Source organism: Microbulbifer sp. ABM4_008, from assembly GCF_056311705.1.
This window is the reverse complement of the sequence record NZ_CM149970.1, coordinates 1,195,001-1,213,752: the sequence shown is the minus strand read 5'-3', so window position 1 is coordinate 1,213,752 and position 18,752 is coordinate 1,195,001. Positions and strand designations below refer to the sequence as shown.

Here is an 18,752-nt window from a genome sequence, read left to right as displayed (position 1 = left end):
CGCTCCCTTACTCCTAACGAAACTTTACTCCTCTGCCAACTCCGGCAGCTTTTCAAATAGCGACAAGGCTTCAGGGTTGGCCAGAGCCTCTTTATTTTTAACCGGTTTACCCTCCACCACATTGCGCACAGCCAGTTCCACAATCTTACCGCTGATAGTTCTCGGAATATCGGCCACCTGGATCACCTTGGCCGGCACATGGCGAGGCGTGGTATTGGCGCGAATCGTGGAGCGGATTTTCTGGGTCAGATCCTCGTCCAGTACAACACCCTCTCGCAAAACCACAAACAGCACTACCCGTACATCGTCGTGCCAGGGCTGGCCGATACAGATACTATCGAGCACCTCCTCGACTTTCTCCACCTGGCGGTAAATCTCTGCGGTTCCAATGCGCACACCACCGGGATTGAGTACTGCATCGGAGCGGCCATAGATTACAACACCACCGTGTGCCGTAATCTCGGCATAGTCCCCATGCGCCCATACACCAGGCCAATTTTCAAAGTAAGCACTGCGGTACTTGGCTCCATCTGGATCATTCCAGAAGCCAATCGGCATACAGGGGAAGGATTTGGAGCAAACCAGCTCCCCTTTCTCTTCAACCACTGGACTGCCCGTATCATTCCAGACTTCCACCGCCATACCCAAGCCGCGACACTGCAATTCACCGGCATAGACCGGTAGAGTTGGGTTGCCAAGGGCAAAGCAAGACACAATATCGGTGCCACCGGAAATAGAGGATAAGCAGAGATCTGCTTTTATATCTCTGTAGACATAGCGGAAGCCTTCGTGGGCCAGCGGAGAGCCTGTGGAGAGCACCGCACGCAATTTCTCCAGTTTGTGGGTCTCCCGGGGTTTGCAGCCACTCTTCTCCAGCGCAGCAATATATTTGGCACTGGTACCAAACACACTGATTCCCTCTTCATCGGTCATATCCCATAGACTTTGGGATGAAGGGTAGAAAGGTGAGCCATCAAACAACACCAGAGTCGCCCCACAAGCCAAGCCACTCACCAGCCAGTTCCACATCATCCAGCCACAGGTGGTGAAGTAGAAAAGTGTATCCTCACGGCGCAGATCGCCATGCAAGCGATGCTCCTTCAGGTGCTGGAGCAAAGTGCCCCCCACTCCGTGGACGATGCACTTGGGTACACCAGTAGTACCTGAGGAGTACATGATGTACAGGGGGTGATTAAATTCTGTTTGTACAAAGGAGAGTTCGCGAGCCGGCGCCGCAGCCTCAAAAGCTTGCTGCAGTACCGCCTTACCCAGCGGCTCTGCCGCTAGTACCTGAGCAGTTTCCTCTTCTGAGCGCGCAACCGGTACCACTACCAAAGTTTCTATGGATTCGATTCGCTGCATGATCTCGCGCAGACGCGGCAATGAATCAATAACCTTGCCGTTATAGAAGTATCCTTCACAGGCAAATAGTACTTTCGGCTGCACCTGGCCAAAGCGGTCAAATACTCCATTGATACCAAAGTCTGGTGAGCAGGAGGTCCAGATAGCACCGAGGCTGGTGGTGGCCAACATGGCCACTACGGTATCGATCACATTGGGCATAAAGCCCGCTACCCGATCTCCCTCAACAACGCCCTGGGCAACGAGGGCCGCTGACAGGCGCTCCACCCGATCGTACAGTTCCTTGTAGCTCAGCTCACGGCGGCTACCGTTCTCCAGGCGCTCGACCAGGGCAGCCTTGTCATCGCGATAACGCAGCAGGTTCTCAGCAAAGTTCAGGCGTGCCTGTGGAAACCACTGCGCTCCGGGCATGGAATCGTTACTGAGTGTCTCATCACCCTTATCTGCAGCAATAACTCCGGTGTAATCCCACAACTCCCGCCAGAAAGCTTCGCGATTATCTACTGACCACTGGTACAAGGCCGCGTAATCATTGAGATCCAGCTGATATTGCTGGTTGACCCTGAGACGAAATTCATCCATCTGAGTGGCGGCAATAGCCTCTGCGCTGGGTTGCCAGAGCGGTTGGGAGTTGTCCTTCATTTCAACAGACCTTGTGGCTCATTATTGTGTTTTCAAATCGCCCTCTCGGGCACAAGGGGAGCAATCATGCCCTGCCCCACCACTTAAAACTATTTTAATCTTTTTTAGATTTGTTAAATAAAAGTTAACATAGCCAAATCCATCAATTCCCCAGGAGCCTGCCGCTGTGAGTGCCACGATCAAACAACTACGCGCCTTTGTCACAGTGGCCCGCAGCCACAGCCTGGCCCAGGCCAGCGCTCAGTTGCACACTTCCCAGCCAGCCCTGTCCATTGCCATCCGCAACCTGGAAGATGCGACTGGCGGCCCGCTTTTCAGTCGAGAAGCCCGCCAACTCACTCTGACCCCGGAGGGCGAAGAATTTCTCTCCCGCGCCGAACAACTACTGCACAACTGGGATCAATCCCTGGATGCGGTACAGCAGGCCTTTCGCCTGGAGCGTGGGCAATTGCGCCTGGCAGTAATTCCCGCCTATACGCTCAACCAACTCCCCCAATTATTAGCCAATTTTCACCGCCAACACCCACAAATCAATATCCTATTGGAAGATGTGGTGATGGAGCGAGTAACCCAAGCGGTGCAGGATGGCCGGGCAGAGCTGGGCATCAGTTTTCGCCCCGAGGATTTAGGCGGGCTTGAGTTTGTGCCCCTACACAGGGATCGTTTTATCGCGGTCATGCCACCCCAGCACCCCCTCAGCGAAAAAGGAAAAGTGCGCTGGAGTGACCTGGCCAGTTTTCCTTTTATAGCTATGAACCGCGGCTCAGCGGTGAGGCGCTGGACCGATGAGGCCTTCGGGCAAAGTGGCAAAGGCGTTCACTATATCTGCGAAGCTAATCAATTAAGCACAATCGGCCAGTTAGTACGTGCGGAAATGGGGATTAGTGCAGTGCCGAGCTTGTGCGAAACACAGGTTCGGGAATATGGGCTGGAATGCCTGCCGCTATCGGCACCAGTAGTGAGTCAGGAGGTGGGGATATTATTAAAGAGCCGAGGCACCTTGTCGGCACCAGCAACCGCGTTTTTATCCGCGATTACTGGTTGAGGTCTATAAAAGTGCCTCTACTTATTTGAGCGACTAGTGACTGCTGGTTGCGCGCAGCATCCAAGCCGTTTTCTCGTGAACTCTCATACGATCAGATACCAGGGCAACTGTGGATTCATCTTCTCCCGCCTGGGCATCTTTTAAAACTTCACGACAGGTTTTGATCACCTGTTCATGCCCTTTAGTGAGAATTTTTACCATTTCTTCCGCCGGTGGTACCTCAACCACTTCTTTGATGGAGCTGAGCTGGGCAAACGCTTGGTAAGTACCGGGAGCGGAAACCCCGAGGGTACGAATTCGCTCGGCAATATCATCCACCGCAGTGGCCAGCTCGGTGTAATGCTCTTCAAACATCAGATGTAATTCGCGGAACAGAGGCCCAGTAACATTCCAGTGGAAGTTGTGGGTTTGCAGGTAAAGGGTGTAGCTATCTGCCAACAAATGTTTCAAACCGGCAGCAATCTTTTCCCGATCCTTTTCACTGATACCAATATCGATTTTTTTCATAATACAAATCCCTCTTCCAAAAACTGTTGTCACCGAAATGGTTATAAGGCCATTTTGGTACCTTTATCCACTTCTCACAAGCTATCGAGCCAATAGCTTATTTATATAGACAAGTAAGATTTATAAAGTACAAAAATGGCGTGAATTTTAACCCGACTATTGGAAGAAAATTTTGCGACAAGACATTGCCAATAAGGGACTCTCCAAATAAAACTATTTATCGAGCCCCCTGCTGGCAACACAAGAAATCAGGCACTACAAACCGGGCAAGTACTATGGCTCGGCAGCTGCAAAGTTTGCAGAGCTAAAGTTTCCGTCTCGATTAAGTGCAATTTATTCAAGCTCGATACCGGCAAATCCATCAGGTATTTCATGGCCTCCAGAGCCTGCATGCTACCAACCACACCCAGCGCAGGACCGATCACACCTGCTGTAGAGCAGTTCTGGACTTCAGCCTGCTCCTGGGGCGGAAACAGGCAGGCATAACAGGGACCTTTTCTTTCAGAGAAATCCAAACTAATCAGCTGGCCGGAAAACCCCTGTACCGATGCCATTACCACCGGACACCCTGCCTGATAACAAACCCGGTTGATCGTATGGCGGATTTCCAGGTTATCGGTGCAGTCCAACACCAGATCTACCTGTTTTACCTGCTCACGCAGCCAGGATTCATTCGCCATTTGGCTGTGGGGGTGAATGCGAATAGTTGGATTGGCTGCAGCCAATTGTTGTGCAGCCACCATGGCTTTGGATTTTCCCTGGTGATTGGTTTTGTACAAAACCTGGCGCTGCAAATTGGAGAGATCGATATGATCACCATCTACAAGGTGCAGCTCTCCAATACCGGCTGCGGCCAGATACATCGCTGCCGGGCTGCCGAGCCCACCTAAGCCGACAATCAGAATTCGCGCAGAAGACAGCTTTTTCTGTCCCTCTTCACCCACCTGAGGCAACATTATCTGGCGACTGTAACGCTGTAATTCCTTACTACTTAACATGGCTCTACTTCCGCACGCTTACCTTTCAACAGGACATTAAAATCGGCAACCACCTGCTTGTAATCTTTTGCTTTAGTAATAGCGCTGACCACGGCGATACTGCCAACACCACTAGCGATAACCTCACCGGCCCGTTGCATATTAATACCACCAATTGCCACAAGTGGATAATCGGGCAATAGCGCGGCCATTCGCGCAAGTTTCTGCACGCCCTGCAACTGATCCGACATATCCTTGGTGTTGGTCGCATAAATTGCACCAATGGCCAAGTAGCTGGGGCGATAACGGTAGGCCAACAGTAATTCATAGAAGCCGTGGGTACTGATACCCAGCTTCAATCCTGCCGCTTGAATTGCCCTCAGATCAGCAGATTGCAAATCCTCCTGGCCCAAATGCACACCGTAGGCGCCGCACTCAATCGCCAACTGCCAGTAATCATTGATAAACAGGCGCAGGTTATACGTCCTGCCAATAGCCACTGCCCGCTCAATCTGTTCGCGCAGGTCCCTACCCGGATTCTTTATTCGCAACTGTAAAGTACGCACCCCCAGCTCAGCCAGGCGCTGCAACCACTCCACTGTATCCACAACCGGATATAAACCCAATGCTTGAGAGTCTGTTTTGGCAAACCCATGAACAAGAGGCTGGGCCACACCAAAGCCATAATCCAGCGCACGCTCTTCTCCCGACACTAAAATCTCCGGGAAGTCGATTAAATCCAGGGGCCAGCCACAGTGGCCTACAGGTCCAGCACCAGCGCCGATATGTGCATTATTTCCCCGGCGCAAGCCCCGCTGTACATAGGCTTTACCCACAACGCAGGCATCTCGCAACGGGTAGCCCAAAGCTCGGCAAGCGGCAATAGCGGAGGACAGGGTGCAGCCAGTGCCATGTGTGCCCGTATTGGACACTTCCCGGCCAATAAACCAATCGGCTTTTTCACCATCCCACAGTAAGTCGGTAACTTCTCCCGCACGCAATTGCGTATGGCCGCCGGTAACTAAAATTGCAGTACCGCCGTGGGCGTGCAACTGACGCGCAGCTTGCACAATAGATTCCGCACCAGTGACACTGGCTCCGGTAAGCCATTCCAATTCATGTAAATTGGGAGTGACCAGATCACACTGTGGCATCAACTGAGCCAACACCGTTGCGGTAATATTCCCTTCGGTGAGCCCGGCTCCGTTGGTAGCAACAGCAACCGGGTCGTAAATAACCGGAACCGGCTGCACCGCTTTCAGCTGGCGCAGAAAATCTGCCACCGCAACAACTTGTTCAGCATTCGCTAGCAGACCGATTTTAATTGCGGCAGGAAATAGATCCCGCTGTAAGGCCCGCAATTGTGAAGCCAAGACCTCTAGGGAAACTGCATTAATTGCAGTGACTTCCACCGTATTCTGTGCGGTATTGGCCGTGATAGCACTGCAACCATGGCAGCCGAGATCGGCAAAAGTCAGCAGGTCCGCCTGAATGCCGGCGCCACCGCCGGAGTCACTGCCGGCAATGGTCCAGACAATTGGCTTTTTCAATTGGAGTTGATCGCGCATAAAAATACTAATCCTGCAATATGCTCTCTGCCTGCTGCCAGAAAGGCATATCCAGGGTGGGGGTACTGGGGCTGGCAGTTTGACGCCTGAGCATCAAGCCGGCATTAAAGGCGGCGCGCCCGGATTCCACAGCCAGTTTAAAAGCATTAGCCATCAGTACCGGATCCTGGGCTTTTGCAATCGCGGTATTCAATAACACCGCATCAAAGCCCATCTCCAGTGCTTCTGCCGCCTGTGATGGCGCACCGATTCCGGCGTCAATAATAAGCGGTACATCACTCAGGCGCTCGCGGAGTGTTTGCAGGTTATATTTATTGAGCAGTCCCTGCCCGGTACCGATGGGAGCCCCCCAGGGCATTAATACCTCGCAACCCACATCCAAAAGTTTTCGACACAGAACCAGGTCATCTGTGCAATAAGGCAAAACCTTGAAGCCTAACTGAATTAATTCCCGCGCAGCTTCTACCAGACCAAAGGGGTCTGGCTGCAAATTGTAATCATCACCAATCACTTCCAGCTTGAGCCAATCGGTCTGGAAAATTTCCTGGGACATTTTTGCCAGCTCCACCGCTTCTCGCGGCGATTTACAACCGGCGGTATTGGGCAACAGCTGACAGCCGGACTCGCGAATATAATCCCAAAATCGATTGTCCTGTTGCTGTGCCGGATTTTGCCGGCGCAGAGACAAAGTAATAATTTCCGAAGCTGAGGCTTGCACGGATTCGCGCATAATCGCTGGGGAGGGATACAGGGCGGTGCCCACCAAAAGCCGGCTGTTAAATGTTTTTCCGTAAAGTGTTAATAGATCGCTCACCTTTACCCCCCCACTACCGGAGCAACAATATCCAGGCTATCGTCGTTATTTATCTCAGTATTGCTATATTCCGTACGGGGAATAAATCCACCGTTCACCGCAACGGCAAACGTTTCTCCGCGATAGCCGAGCTTCTGTAAAAGCGCAGAGAGTTTTAGCGGGGATTCAAGGCTCTGTGTTTCCCCATTAATTAGTACCTGCATCAAACCACCTGTAACAGTTGTTGTGCCACTTGATTCTCCACTTGCTCCACTACTGCCGGCGCTAAAAGATAACCGTGACGGTAAAGGCCATTCACCCTAATCAGCCCGTCCTCGCTGTGGATATAAGGCATATTATCCATAGTGGCGGGGCGACAATTTACGCGGGTCTCAACAATACGAGCCTCGGCAAAAGCCGGGTTGAGGGAGTAAAGCGCGGAAGACAACTCCATGCTGGAGCGCACGGAAATGGGCGACAGGTCTTCGCTCTCAATTTCCGTAGCGCCAATTACTGTGCGTCCATCGCTGCGTGGTACAGCGTAGAGCTTATAGCGCGGGTGGAGCAGCCGCACTGGACGCTGCAAAACCACTTCCCGAGATTCCACCACCATCACCTCACCACGAACACCGCGTAAGCCTTCAATCTGCCCCTTGGCACCGAGACCACGGCAGTCGATCACGCAATCAAATTGTTCACGCTCCGAGTTCACAGAGATATGCCCAGCTTCGCAATTTACCTTGCTGTGCTCTCGCAGAGTGACTGCACCTCCGCGCAATACGCTGAGTAACGCAGGCAATAAGCGGTGATTATTGATATCCGCCTCACCCCGCAGGTAAAGCCCCTGTTCAAAGCCGTGTAAGGCGGGCTCTAATTTCGCTAAAGTATTGCAATCGAGGGGCTGCACCTGTTCCCTGGCAGACTCGCCCAACTTGCCCTGCAGCTCCCGCAGGAATTGCAGCAGCTCACTTTTATCCTTGCCGTGAGCAACCAAGACTGAGCCCGCTCGGCGGTATTCCACGTCCCGCCCGCTCTGCTCCTCCAGCTGCCGGGCCCACTCAGACCAAAGCTCAAGGCTTTTCAGCCCCAGGTTGTAAACCTGTTTATCGCTGTGCACCAATTCCGATAGTGGTGAGATCATTCCCGCTGCCGTCCAGCAGGCTCCCCCGACTGGCGCCGACAAATCACCCGCTTCAAACAGGGTGATATCCAGTTCCCGTTGACAGAGCCGCCAGGCGAGCAAGCGACCTAACAGGCCGCCACCGGCAATAGCTACTTTGGCTTTGGTTTCGCTTGTCACAGACCACCTATCTTCGCAAATCCAAATCGACACCCAGCGATATGCGCTATGCACTCGCCATACTTTTGCTATCCGATTCTTGGGGGAGAGGACTCTCCCCCAAAATACTCATTAGCCCTTGTGATAAATCTCGCTACCCATGTCCTTAAATTTAATCGACATTTCCTCCATGCCCTGTGCCGCTTCCTGCTTGGCCGCATAATCGCGCACATCCTGGGTAATTTTCATGGAGCAGAATTTCGGGCCGCACATGGAGCAGAAGTGAGCTACCTTGCCGGATTCCTTTGGCAAGGTTTCATCGTGATAGGTGCGTGCCCGCTCCGGGTCCAAACCGAGATTGAACTGGTCTTCCCAACGGAATTCAAAGCGGGCTTTTGACAGGGCGTCATCGCGCTTCTGTGCCCGCGGATGCCCTTTGGCCAGGTCTGCGGCATGAGCCGCAATCTTATAGGCCATAAGGCCCTCTTTAACATCCTCTTTATTGGGTAGGCCCAGGTGCTCTTTGGGGGTCACATAGCAGAGCATGGCGCAACCGTAAGTGCCGATAAGTGCAGCGCCGATGCCGGAAGTAATGTGGTCGTAGCCTGGAGCAATATCCGTGGTCAATGGACCTAGAGTGTAGAAAGGTGCGCCGTGGCAGCGCTTCAGCTGCTCATCCATATTTTCTTTGATCTTATGGATAGCCACATGACCGGGGCCTTCGATCATCGTCTGAACATCGTGCTTCCAGGCAATTTCAGTCAGCTCGCCAAGCGTGTGCAGCTCGCCAAACTGGGCTTCATCGTTAGCATCCGCAATGGAGCCCGGGCGCAGGCCATCACCGAGACTAAAGCTCACATCGTAAGCCTTCATAATCTCACAGATTTCCTCGAAGTGGGTGTAGAGGAAATTCTCTTGGTGATGGGCGAGACACCATTTGGCCATAATGGAACCACCGCGAGAGACAATCCCGGTCATACGTTTGGCAGTGAGCGGCACATAGCGCAAAAGCACGCCAGCATGAATAGTGAAGTAATCCACCCCCTGCTCCGCCTGCTCAATCAAGGTGTCGCGGAACACATCCCAGTTAAGATCTTCAGCAATTCCGTTTACTTTCTCCAGCGCCTGGTAAATTGGCACAGTACCGATGGGCACTGGCGAGTTTCGCAGAATCCACTCGCGGGTTTCGTGGATATTGGCACCGGTAGACAGATCCATCACCGTGTCCGCGCCCCACTTGGTAGACCAAACCAGTTTCTCCACTTCCTCTTCAATGGAAGAAGTCACAGCAGAATTACCAATATTTGCATTCACCTTGCACAGGAAGTTGCGCCCGATAATCATCGGCTCCACTTCCGGGTGATTAATATTCGCCGGGATAATTGCCCGCCCTTCTGCAACTTCCCGGCGCACAAATTCCGGCGTGATTTGCTCGGGGATGTAAATACCATCACGTGCCTTCTGGTATTCACTTTCACTCATTTCCGCTGCCAACTTGGCTCGCCCCATATTTTCGCGCACTGCGATAAATTCCATCTCTGGGGTAATAATGCCGCGGCGGGCATAGTGCATCTGAGATACATTCTGTCCCGGTTTGGCCCGGCGAGGACTGGGAAGGTTTTCAAAGCGGATATGATCCAACCCCTGGTCCGCCATACGCTTCTGGCTGTAGGCCGCCTGGCGAGAATCCAGCAGTTCGGTATCTCTACGGGCCTCTATCCAGCCCTGGCGCAATTTGGGCAGCCCTTCCCGTACATCCACTTTAAAATTGGGCTCGGAATAGGGGCCCGAAGTATCGTAAATGGTGAGGGGCTCATTGGGTTCAAACACCGGATTCTCTGCATCCCCACCTACCAAACTATCTCCCAAACAGATCTGACGAGCACCAACCTGGATGTCGGCAGTTTCACCGGGCAAATACACCTTGCTCGAGTTAGGGAAAGACTGAACCGTGAGATTCTCAAGAAATTCTTTAGCGGAATCGCGACTGGCAGCGCGGGAGGACTTTCCGGCTTTACCGGATTGTTCAATGATCTCAGACATGCGTAACCTTAAAACTTGGGAATTTAAAGGTCGCAGCATCCAGGGCACATACAAAGAGAAAAGACGCCAAACTGTAACAAAACAGGCGACTTCAGATCTTGTTCCCTACGCGGGGGTTACCCCGATCAGGTTCAACGGATCTCGCAACAGCGATCTCAGCCCACAGGCACTCCGACAAGTAGAGCGCAGTATAGTGGAAGCACCAGAGGAAGAACAGATGGCATAAAACTGTGCCAGAAAAACTAAAGCTTTGAACCGCAATAAAGTAATCAATGCTCTTGGCGACAAAACTCCAACAGACTTCAATTTATTGATAACTGACCAAAGGGTCTCAAACATTCACCACTCACAACACCTGAGTGCGTCCTACACTCCTTCTCGTTTACCGGAGCAGTGAAAAAAACGATAACAACTTACGGCGAAAGTCGGTGTGGGAGAAAATACAATGTTGAATAAATATGGAGTTCTAGTAACGCTCTGTTTGAGCATCTTGTCGATACAGCCAGCAATGGCAGCCCCCTCCAAGTCTGTTGCTGCGGGTGACAGTATTACCATGGCATTCGGTGCAGACTGTACCCGCAATAAGTATTTCTGGGACCTGTTTTGTCTTCTCGGCGGAGACCAACCCGAGCATTCCTGGTTTGACGGCGACGACAATTCAGTGGAGAGTGTTCACGATAAATATAAAGTTAACTACCCCAATATGGCTGCCAATAAAAGCGCAGCGGAATCCGGTGCTGAGATGCGTAGTGGAGGCGACAACTTCTCCACTCAAGCCGATCGGATTCTATCCCAAAGTAATTTACCTGATCATGTCGAGGTAGTATTGGGTGGTAATGACATCTGTAACCGGGAATGCGTCGATCCAGCCAACTGTAACGATCCACTCTACACCGATAGCGAGTGGCGCTCGGCAGTTCAAGCTGGACTGGACAAATTAGTCGATGGTCTCCCTAACGGTTCAACGATAGTACTCGGCTCAGTACCACGAGTACACGATCTCCGGGCAGCTGGTCTGGATAAGCAAAGCGGTAATTCCCGCGTAGATTGCGAGAGTGTCTGGTCGACTTTCGGAATTTGCCGAATTGCAACAAATGGCGGCTCGATGAATGGAGAGAGCTTTGCTACTCGTTATAACGGAATAGCCGCAGCCCAACAACGTTATAATGAAATCCTTGTTGAGGAAGCAGAAAGTTACAACGGTATGAATGGGGTAGAAGTTGTTGCTGAATATACCGGTGAGGATGAGTTAAATGCCGGGACTTTTCAGTTTAATAAAGATGATATTGATGGTGGGGACTGTTTCCACCCAAGCATTCAAGGACAAAATATTGTTGCTGATCTACTGTGGCAAGGAAATCCGGATAAATAAGTAACTTTTACTGCTCGGTAAATTCAGGGCCCGCAATAATATACTGCGGGCCCTAATCAATTCACTTACCTAAATCCTCATCAAAGTAACCATTCTCTTCAACCACATACTGCAATCTATGCGGCAAACCTTTTCTCATAAAGGCGACATCAATTACTTTTCCACTGGTAAGAGCATTCCACAGCTCATTCTGACCACTGTGGACCCAACTGTCATTGACTCTCAACAGCACATCGTTTTCCTCGAACCCAAGTGCAGTAAAGAACTCATTGTTAGCCACACCCTCCAAGCGCATCAAATGGTGGCCCTCAACTTCCAGCTCCGCCTCAATAAATTTAGCCTCCAAGAATTCTCGTTGTTCGAGTTGCTTCGCCAACCACTCTTGCCCAAGAGTCAAGACACCAGCCGGCTCGATTAGTTTTTTACCGTTTTCTCCCTGAGGCTGTTCAATACGTTTGCGCAGCTCCTCATCGTGCTGATGGGACAAAGTTAAAGGGATAATATTACCTTCTTCACCTTGCAATAGCAGACGCTCCAGGGAGCCCTGATTATCAATAACGGCATAGTGCCCTTTCAAACGCTTCAGAAAGACATCTTTAAGAACAGACTGCCCCAGTGAAAAATTCTGTGCCTTCTGCCCATTTACTTCTATTAAAGCTTTGGACTTATTCTCTATACTCGATTCACTAACTCCTACCAGGGCAAGAGGTAGATCCGTAACAGGTAATTGATTTTCAGTATCTTTTTGTTGTTTCCATGTATATTTTTGCTGAGGATCTATATCAAGCCTGATTAGTTCCTTTTCTATCCAGTAAGAATATTGCTCAAATGATCGTGCGCCCTTTAGATACAAACCGTTTATAAAAACAACCGGCACATTTGTAAGGCCAAGCCCTAAAGCAATTTCCTGATCCCCAAGAACAACTTCTTTATAATTCATATCTCCAATACAGGTTTTAAATTGCTTGTCATCGATCAGTAAACTGCTTGCGGTCTGGGAGTAAGATTTCTCACCAAGGTTTGGAGTTTTTGCGTATAAGGCGTCGTGATATTCCCAAAAAATATTGTGCTCACCAGCGCACTTAGCCGAAATAGCAGCTTTGATACCCTCCCGATGGAACTTAAGGGGAAAATCAAAATTTACCTGGCGAACCCAACCAGAATAGTCACTCAACAAACGCCTCAAGGTTGGCTGAAAGGATTTACAGTGGGGAGATTGAAAGGAGCAGAACACAGCAATTGTTATAGGCGCTTCGGGATTTCCTCGAGCGGCGCGCCCGCCATAATCAAGATCTATCCGTGGTGGCTCTGGAACGGGAAGCATAACTTCTATTTCTTGACCATCTTTTGCTGTTTTGGCAATCATTTCATGCAGCTTGTTGAGACGTAATTTATGCTCCATTTCAGCAATATCATACAACACAAGCTGGAGCTCCTTATCCAAGGCCTCCACGCTGACCTCCTGGCCATCAATCCGTGCAGCTATATGTTGTTGATCAAGTACTTTAGTTCCTACTGTTATTTCCGCATCCTTTGAACACCCCCCCATTAGGCTCAAAATACCCAACGCCATTAACTTTGCTATAACATTCCTTAGTCGATTCACTGGTAATTCTCCTTTTACCGGTTTTGACCAATCTTACTCACCAATTCTCATTTCAGCCGCTTACAGCAAGCTTTATTCAGAACGTGTTCAAAAAATGAGAACCAGGCAAGCTTTTTGGCATCTAAGCTAACGTCTCTCCAGTAGAGGGAATATCCAACAAACTAACCCTGAGTAATTTCGCGAGCCTATTCGATCCTTAGATCACTGCCCCCCATATGAAATCGCTTTTAAAACTACATGGGAAAATCTTGAAACCAAAACAAGCAATAGATCATATCGAAGTATCCAATAAGAGCTATAGCCAAAAGTATCGATTGCAGGAAACTCCAAATCGTCTATTAGAAGACGCTTTAGCGGAAGAATAAATTCAAGTCTCCTACAGTGATGCCAGATCCGTTTATGACAGGGACAGTAAAAATAGAGAATCTACAGTCAATTTACGGCCAAATACTCAGATGTACTACAATTACTCAACGGTACTCTACTGAAAATTCATAGCTCGAGTTATTGGTACAACTTTCGCAATGGATAACATCACCATGATACGACTACCACTTATTACCATCGTTTGACTTCACAGCGAGCCTATAGACCTTGTTAAATAGATGGATAGCTTAGTTGTGTTAATCATAAGCACCCTCAAGATACACCCGACACCAGACCAAATTTTTATATTCCACAGTAAAAAAGTAAAAGTAACTCTCAAGGAGAATAATTCTTTTGGGCTAAAGAAACACACATCTAATTCACCACTATGACTGGTTCGTATGGATCAATGAAAGAAAGCCAGCATACCTTTGAAAAATTATCAGAAATACAAGACCTGAAAAGAATACAACTGGTTGTTGGTGGTCTTGGCTTTATAGGCCAGTACTTAACATGGGGACTATTACGAAAAGGTTTTAATGTAGTTTTAATTGCGCGAAATGATATTCATGATCGATTCGAGCAGATAAAACAAAGAAATAGTTTTGTCAATCCTATTTACAAACTTTCGAAAAATGATTTCGACCGACTTATAATCATTTCAGGAGATTTGAACAGGCCAAAGCTCAGCTTAAGTTCTATGTCTTACAGACAACTACACTCGCTACACATTGGTTCAATTTGGAATTGTGCAGCTGACATGCGCTATAGCTATAGCAACCTGCAGCAAAGCATTAATACAAATATTAACGGTGTGGAACGATTAATAGAGGTTGCTGTAGCAGCAAAATGTCGGTTCAACCAAATATCAACCAGTTTTATTGCCGGTAAAGATCATGCCAGCGGAGTAACTATAAAGGAAAAACTCTATCAACCTAAAGAATTTTTTAATGCTTATGATTACACCAAAAATGCAGCAGAGAACTTAATTGCAAAGTCCAAAAACCTGGAATACACCATCTATAGGCCAACTATTGTCCTAGGAGACTCGGTGACTGGCTACACAAACTCTCAGTCCGGTTACTATGAATATGTAAAACTGCTAAATAGACTAAAAGAACAGAATGTACAGACCCCCATTCACCTAAAATATCTTCCAAACTGCCTTATCAATGTCATTCCGGTTGACACTTGCTGTGATGCAATATTAAAGATTTCAAACAACCATGAACTCACAAAAAACCAATACTTTAATATTGCCGACTCTAACCCAATGACAATCGACGAATTCGTTAAGTTTAATCGCGATTACTTTGAGCTAGATTTAAGGCAAATTCAAGACAGCCACGTATTGTTAAGTAGCCTACCAGAAAAAGAAAGGCGGATACTTAAGATTATTAATAGAATGCAAAATGGACCATTTTTAAACAGTGACTTCAGGTTTTGCAGCGCAAATAGCCAAAGAGTCTTAGGTCACCCTGTTCAGAATCAATGGCGTAATAGCAAGAGTTATCTAACCAAAGTGGTGGACTATTTTTTAAATCAAACGTAACTAAATTCAGCCCGATCAGGTATGCCATGAACAAACCTAGTGACATATCACTTTCCCATTATGCAAACAGAATCAGTTACTCAGGGCCAAATGAAGATTCAAGATCAGAGCTTAAAGCTCTAAACATCAATGAAAATGATAATATTTTATGTGTTACTGGCGGTGGAGATCGCGCATTAAGCCTTCTACTGGGTAATCCCAAAAAAATAACCGCCATTGACTTGAATCCCAGCCAAAACTATCTCTTGGAACTAAAAAAAATTGGCATCCAGAAATTAAATTATGAGGAATTTTTAAGGTTCTCAGGAATACTCCCATGCAAAAAGAGATTAAACACCTATGACAACATAAAATCCTTTTTATCAAAAAAGGCGGAGTTATTTTGGTCAAGCAACATAAATATCATTGAAAAAGGGCTTATTTATGAAGGCGCTTTCGAAAAGCACTTCAAGTTAATCAGTATGATAATTAAAGTTATTCGACCCAGCAAAATAAAAACTCTAACCCACCTAAAAAGCATTGAAGAACAGCGTGAGTTTGTTAAAAACAAATGGAACACCCCAACCTGGAAAACATTTTTGCATTTCCTTACCAACAAATATTTCTTCAGAACTTTCCTTAAAGATCCTGGGTTCTATGAACACATCCCACAAGAAGTGTCAATTTCTGAGTATTTATTAAGCAGAATGGACCACTCTCTAATGAACCACCTGGTTCTTGACAATTTCTTTATGACATTCCTGCTAACTGGAAAATACAACCCCGAATATGGAATGCCTTTATATTTGGAAAAAAACAACTACCCAGTAATTAAGGGAGCACTAGATAAAACAGCCATAGAAATAGTAACCTCACCGATAGAACAATATTTATACAACTGTAAAAATAAAATTGACAAATTCTCCATTTCTGACGTCTCAGCTTATCTTGATGAAGAGAGCTTTGTTTCCCTACTAAACGCAATATACTCAGCAGCTAGCGAAAACAGCATCCTCTGCATGCGCCATTTTATTACCAAAAGAATAATTCCTGACTCTATAAAAAATAAATTTTCTTTTAACCCAGTTCTTGAGGAAGAGCTCAATAATAGCGATATATCGTTTGTTTATAGCTTTAATGTTGGAGTGAAAAGAGGACACTAAATTACCTCACCAATGTATAGCTGTTACAGTAATTTAAATGACAGCTACCTTTAGGAATTCCTAATAGAAGACTTACAACGCTGCTCGCCAGCTAAGCTAGAGTACAGCGCAGGCACTAAAAAGGGCCGCCCTATTAGACTACCCTTTTTCTAATTAGAAGCCTGATAAACCACTATACCGGTTTAGACCACCACAGGCGCAGTTCACCTCCAATCCAGCAGGTAGGGCTGTCCCACACTGCCCTATGGGCGCCTCCGGTGTTCCAAGCTGGCACGGCTCCGGGATCGCGCACGACTCACATGGCAGCGCAGGTGCTGCCCGGTAGTAAAAGTATTTCACCCTATCCAAACAACAGGGAAACTTGCAGGGGTTTTGTTTTACGCGGATTTCCACAGTCTGGGGTTACTAACAGAAAGTCTGGATAGAGTTGTGTGTAACTTTAATAAACGGGCTAGAGGCCCCGTGGTTACAGGGGATTACTGCAGAGACTAAAAAATCACCGATATTTTTACCGGCTAAATATAATTTTTGGCGGGAGTGGTATGGGTACTTTTCTGGCTTTTACACGAGTTATTTTTGTTGGATTATTTTTTGAGTGAGTGTAAAGGCGTTTGGAGAGAAGATCGGTAAAGACCTATTTTATAGGCTTTTTAGGAGAGTGTCTGTTTAAGGTGCTCAAGTAATTTTAGGTTTTTATTTTTTGTTTACTGACTGATTTTTTAAATAGAAAGTTAAGCATTAAATTTTTTCAGAGTTACTTTTATTTTTTCTATTTAATTTTTGCTAAATATTTTCTGCTTTCTCTTTCTTATTTTTGTCTTTTGTTTTTTTGTTTTTTTTGTTTTTTAAAATATTTTTTCAGCCATAAAAAAAGGGCCACCCTATTGGGTGGCCCTTTTCGGATTAGAAGCCTGACGATGACCTACTCTCACATGGGGAAGCCCCACACTACCATCGGCGATGTTGCGTTTCACTTCTGAGTTCGGCAAGGGATCAGGTGGTTCCACAACTCTATTGTCGTCAGGCAAACTGGCTTGGGTTGGCGTTGGTCTTATAAGCAAAGTGCTTGGCCTGCCGTGTTATCGCTGTTTGCCTCGGTCATGTTGGTGACCGGCGATAACCCCAAATAAGTCGGTAAAACAATCTGTAGTAATACACCGCAAGCGATCGTATGTCTCTAACTCACAATCCGCTAGCTTAGCTAGTCGTTAGTAACCATCTCTGTTGTATGGTCAAGCCGCACGGGCAATTAGTACTGGTTAGCTCAACGCCTCACAACGCTTCCACACCCAGCCTATCAACGTGGTAGTCTTCCACGGCCCTTCAGGAGGCTCAAGGCCTCAGGGAGATCTTATCTTGAAGGAGGCTTCCCGCTTAGATGCTTTCAGCGGTTATCCCGTCCGAACATAGCTACCCGGCAATGCCACTGGCGTGACAACCGGAACACCAGAGGTTCGTTCACTCCGGTCCTCTCGTACTAGGAGCAACTCTTCTCAAATCTCCAACGCCCACGGCAGATAGGGACCGAACTGTCTCACGACGTTCTAAACCCAGCTCGCGTACCACTTTAAATGGCGAACAGCCATACCCTTGGGACCGGCTTCAGCCCCAGGATGTGATGAGCCGACATCGAGGTGCCAAACACCGCCGTCGATGTGAACTCTTGGGCGGTATCAGCCTGTTATCCCCGGAGTACCTTTTATCCGTTGAGCGATGGCCCTTCCATACAGAACCACCGGATCACTATGACCTACTTTCGTACCTGCTCGACATGTCTGTCTCGCAGTCAAGCGCACTTATACCATTATGCTCATTGCATGATTTCCGACCATGCTGAGTGCACCTTCGTACTCCTCCGTTACTCTTTGGGAGGAGACCGCCCCAGTCAAACTACCCACCATACACTGTCCTCGATCCGGATAACGGACCAGAGTTAGAACCTCAAACATACCAGGGTGGTATTTCAAGGACGGCTCCACAACAACTAGCGTCGCTGCTTCAAAGCCTCCCACCTATCCTACACAAATAGGCTCAAAGTTCAGTGCAAAGCTGTAGTAAAGGTTCACGGGGTCTTTCCGTCTAGCCGCGGGTACACTGCATCTTAACAGCGATTTCAATTTCACTGAGTCTCTGGTGGAGACAGCGTGGCCATCGTTACGCCATTCGTGCAGGTCGGAACTTACCCGACAAGGAATTTCGCTACCTTAGGACCGTTATAGTTACGGCCGCCGTTTACCGGGGCTTCGATCAAGAGCTTCGCCGAAGCTAACCCCATCAATTAACCTTCCGGCACCGGGCAGGCGTCACACCCTATACGTCCTCTTACGAGTTTGCAGAGTGCTATGTTTTTAATAAACAGTCGCAGCCACCTGGTCACTTCGACCGGCCTCAGCTTAGGGAGCAAGTCCCATCACCAAAACCGGCGTACCTTCTCCCGAAGTTACGGTACCATTTTGCCTAGTTCCTTCACCAGAGTTCTCTCAAGCGCCTTGGTATTC

At 48.2% G+C, this 18,752-nt stretch carries 13 protein-coding genes, 2 rRNA genes and 1 riboswitch (1 of these 16 cut by a window edge); of the genes, 4 read left to right on the top strand and 11 right to left on the bottom strand.

Annotation, left to right across the window (positions count from 1 at the left end; genetic code table 11):
- Positions 1-24: 24 nt before the first annotated feature.
- On the bottom strand, positions 25-2,004 hold the full coding sequence (locus tag ACYX4J_RS05295; protein ID WP_476178034.1) for an acetoacetate--CoA ligase: 1,980 nt from the start codon (positions 2,002-2,004) through the stop codon (positions 25-27).
- Positions 2,005-2,170: 166 nt separating this feature from the next.
- Here ACYX4J_RS05295 and ACYX4J_RS05290 point away from each other — a divergent pair, with 166 nt between their 5' ends.
- On the top strand, positions 2,171-3,049 hold the full coding sequence (locus ACYX4J_RS05290; protein ID WP_476178033.1) for a LysR substrate-binding domain-containing protein: 879 nt from the start codon (positions 2,171-2,173) through the stop codon (positions 3,047-3,049).
- Positions 3,050-3,082: 33 nt separating this feature from the next.
- Here ACYX4J_RS05290 and ACYX4J_RS05285 read toward each other — a convergent pair whose 3' ends face one another.
- The 7 genes from ACYX4J_RS05285 to thiC all read right to left on the bottom strand — a co-directional run bounded on the left by ACYX4J_RS05285 (position 3,083) and on the right by thiC (position 10,216).
- On the bottom strand, positions 3,083-3,556 hold the full coding sequence (locus ACYX4J_RS05285) for a Dps family protein (protein WP_108734073.1): 474 nt from the start codon (positions 3,554-3,556) through the stop codon (positions 3,083-3,085).
- A gap of 248 nt (positions 3,557-3,804) precedes the next feature.
- Entirely contained in the window at positions 3,805-4,554 is a 750-nt protein-coding gene (locus ACYX4J_RS05280; protein ID WP_476178032.1) for a HesA/MoeB/ThiF family protein, read from the bottom strand.
- The gene (thiE, locus tag ACYX4J_RS05275; RefSeq protein ID WP_476178031.1) at positions 4,548-6,101 is read right to left on the bottom strand and encodes a thiamine phosphate synthase; all 1,554 of its coding nucleotides are present in this window, start codon (positions 6,099-6,101) and stop codon (positions 4,548-4,550) included. The genes ACYX4J_RS05280 and thiE overlap by 7 nt, the downstream gene beginning before the upstream one ends.
- Before the next feature lie 7 nt (positions 6,102-6,108).
- Positions 6,109-6,915, bottom strand: coding sequence for a thiazole synthase (locus ACYX4J_RS05270; protein WP_108734076.1), 807 nt, complete (start codon positions 6,913-6,915; stop codon positions 6,109-6,111).
- Positions 6,916-6,917: 2 nt separating this feature from the next.
- Complete coding sequence (gene thiS, locus ACYX4J_RS05265) at positions 6,918-7,118, bottom strand: sulfur carrier protein ThiS (RefSeq protein ID WP_476178030.1); 201 nt, start codon at positions 7,116-7,118, stop codon at positions 6,918-6,920.
- Positions 7,118-8,194 carry a glycine oxidase ThiO gene (gene thiO / locus ACYX4J_RS05260; protein WP_476178029.1) on the bottom strand — a complete coding sequence of 359 codons (1,077 nt, stop codon included), beginning with the start codon at positions 8,192-8,194 and terminating at the stop codon, positions 7,118-7,120. Before thiO ends, thiS begins: the two co-directional genes overlap by 1 nt.
- A gap of 111 nt (positions 8,195-8,305) precedes the next feature.
- Complete coding sequence (gene thiC, locus ACYX4J_RS05255) at positions 8,306-10,216, bottom strand: phosphomethylpyrimidine synthase ThiC (RefSeq protein WP_445355914.1); 1,911 nt, start codon at positions 10,214-10,216, stop codon at positions 8,306-8,308.
- Positions 10,217-10,301: 85 nt separating this feature from the next.
- Positions 10,302-10,400: riboswitch (TPP riboswitch) on the bottom strand.
- 261 nt (positions 10,401-10,661) lie between these two features.
- Here thiC and ACYX4J_RS05250 point away from each other — a divergent pair.
- A complete protein-coding gene (locus ACYX4J_RS05250) occupies positions 10,662-11,588 on the top strand; it encodes an SGNH/GDSL hydrolase family protein (protein WP_476178028.1) in 927 nt (308 codons plus the stop codon).
- A 61-nt stretch (positions 11,589-11,649) separates the two neighbouring features.
- On the opposite strand, the gene ACYX4J_RS05245 is transcribed toward ACYX4J_RS05250, so the two are convergent.
- Positions 11,650-13,194 (bottom strand): thioredoxin domain-containing protein, encoded by a 1,545-nt coding sequence (locus ACYX4J_RS05245; protein WP_476178027.1) that lies wholly within the window; start codon positions 13,192-13,194, stop codon positions 11,650-11,652.
- A gap of 775 nt (positions 13,195-13,969) precedes the next feature.
- Here ACYX4J_RS05245 and ACYX4J_RS05240 point away from each other — a divergent pair.
- Complete coding sequence (locus ACYX4J_RS05240; RefSeq protein WP_476178026.1) at positions 13,970-15,112, top strand: SDR family oxidoreductase; 1,143 nt, start codon at positions 13,970-13,972, stop codon at positions 15,110-15,112.
- Between the two features lie 26 nt (positions 15,113-15,138).
- Positions 15,139-16,254 carry a DUF3419 family protein gene (locus ACYX4J_RS05235; protein ID WP_476178025.1) on the top strand — a complete coding sequence of 372 codons (1,116 nt, stop codon included), beginning with the start codon at positions 15,139-15,141 and terminating at the stop codon, positions 16,252-16,254.
- Positions 16,255-17,163: 909 nt separating this feature from the next.
- On the opposite strand, the gene rrf is transcribed toward ACYX4J_RS05235, so the two are convergent.
- Together rrf and ACYX4J_RS05225 are read right to left on the bottom strand one after the other, a co-directional pair.
- A 5S ribosomal RNA gene (gene rrf, locus ACYX4J_RS05230) occupies positions 17,164-17,279 on the bottom strand.
- Between the two features lie 203 nt (positions 17,280-17,482).
- A 23S ribosomal RNA gene (locus tag ACYX4J_RS05225) occupies positions 17,483-18,752 on the bottom strand; it runs 1,612 nt beyond the window's last position.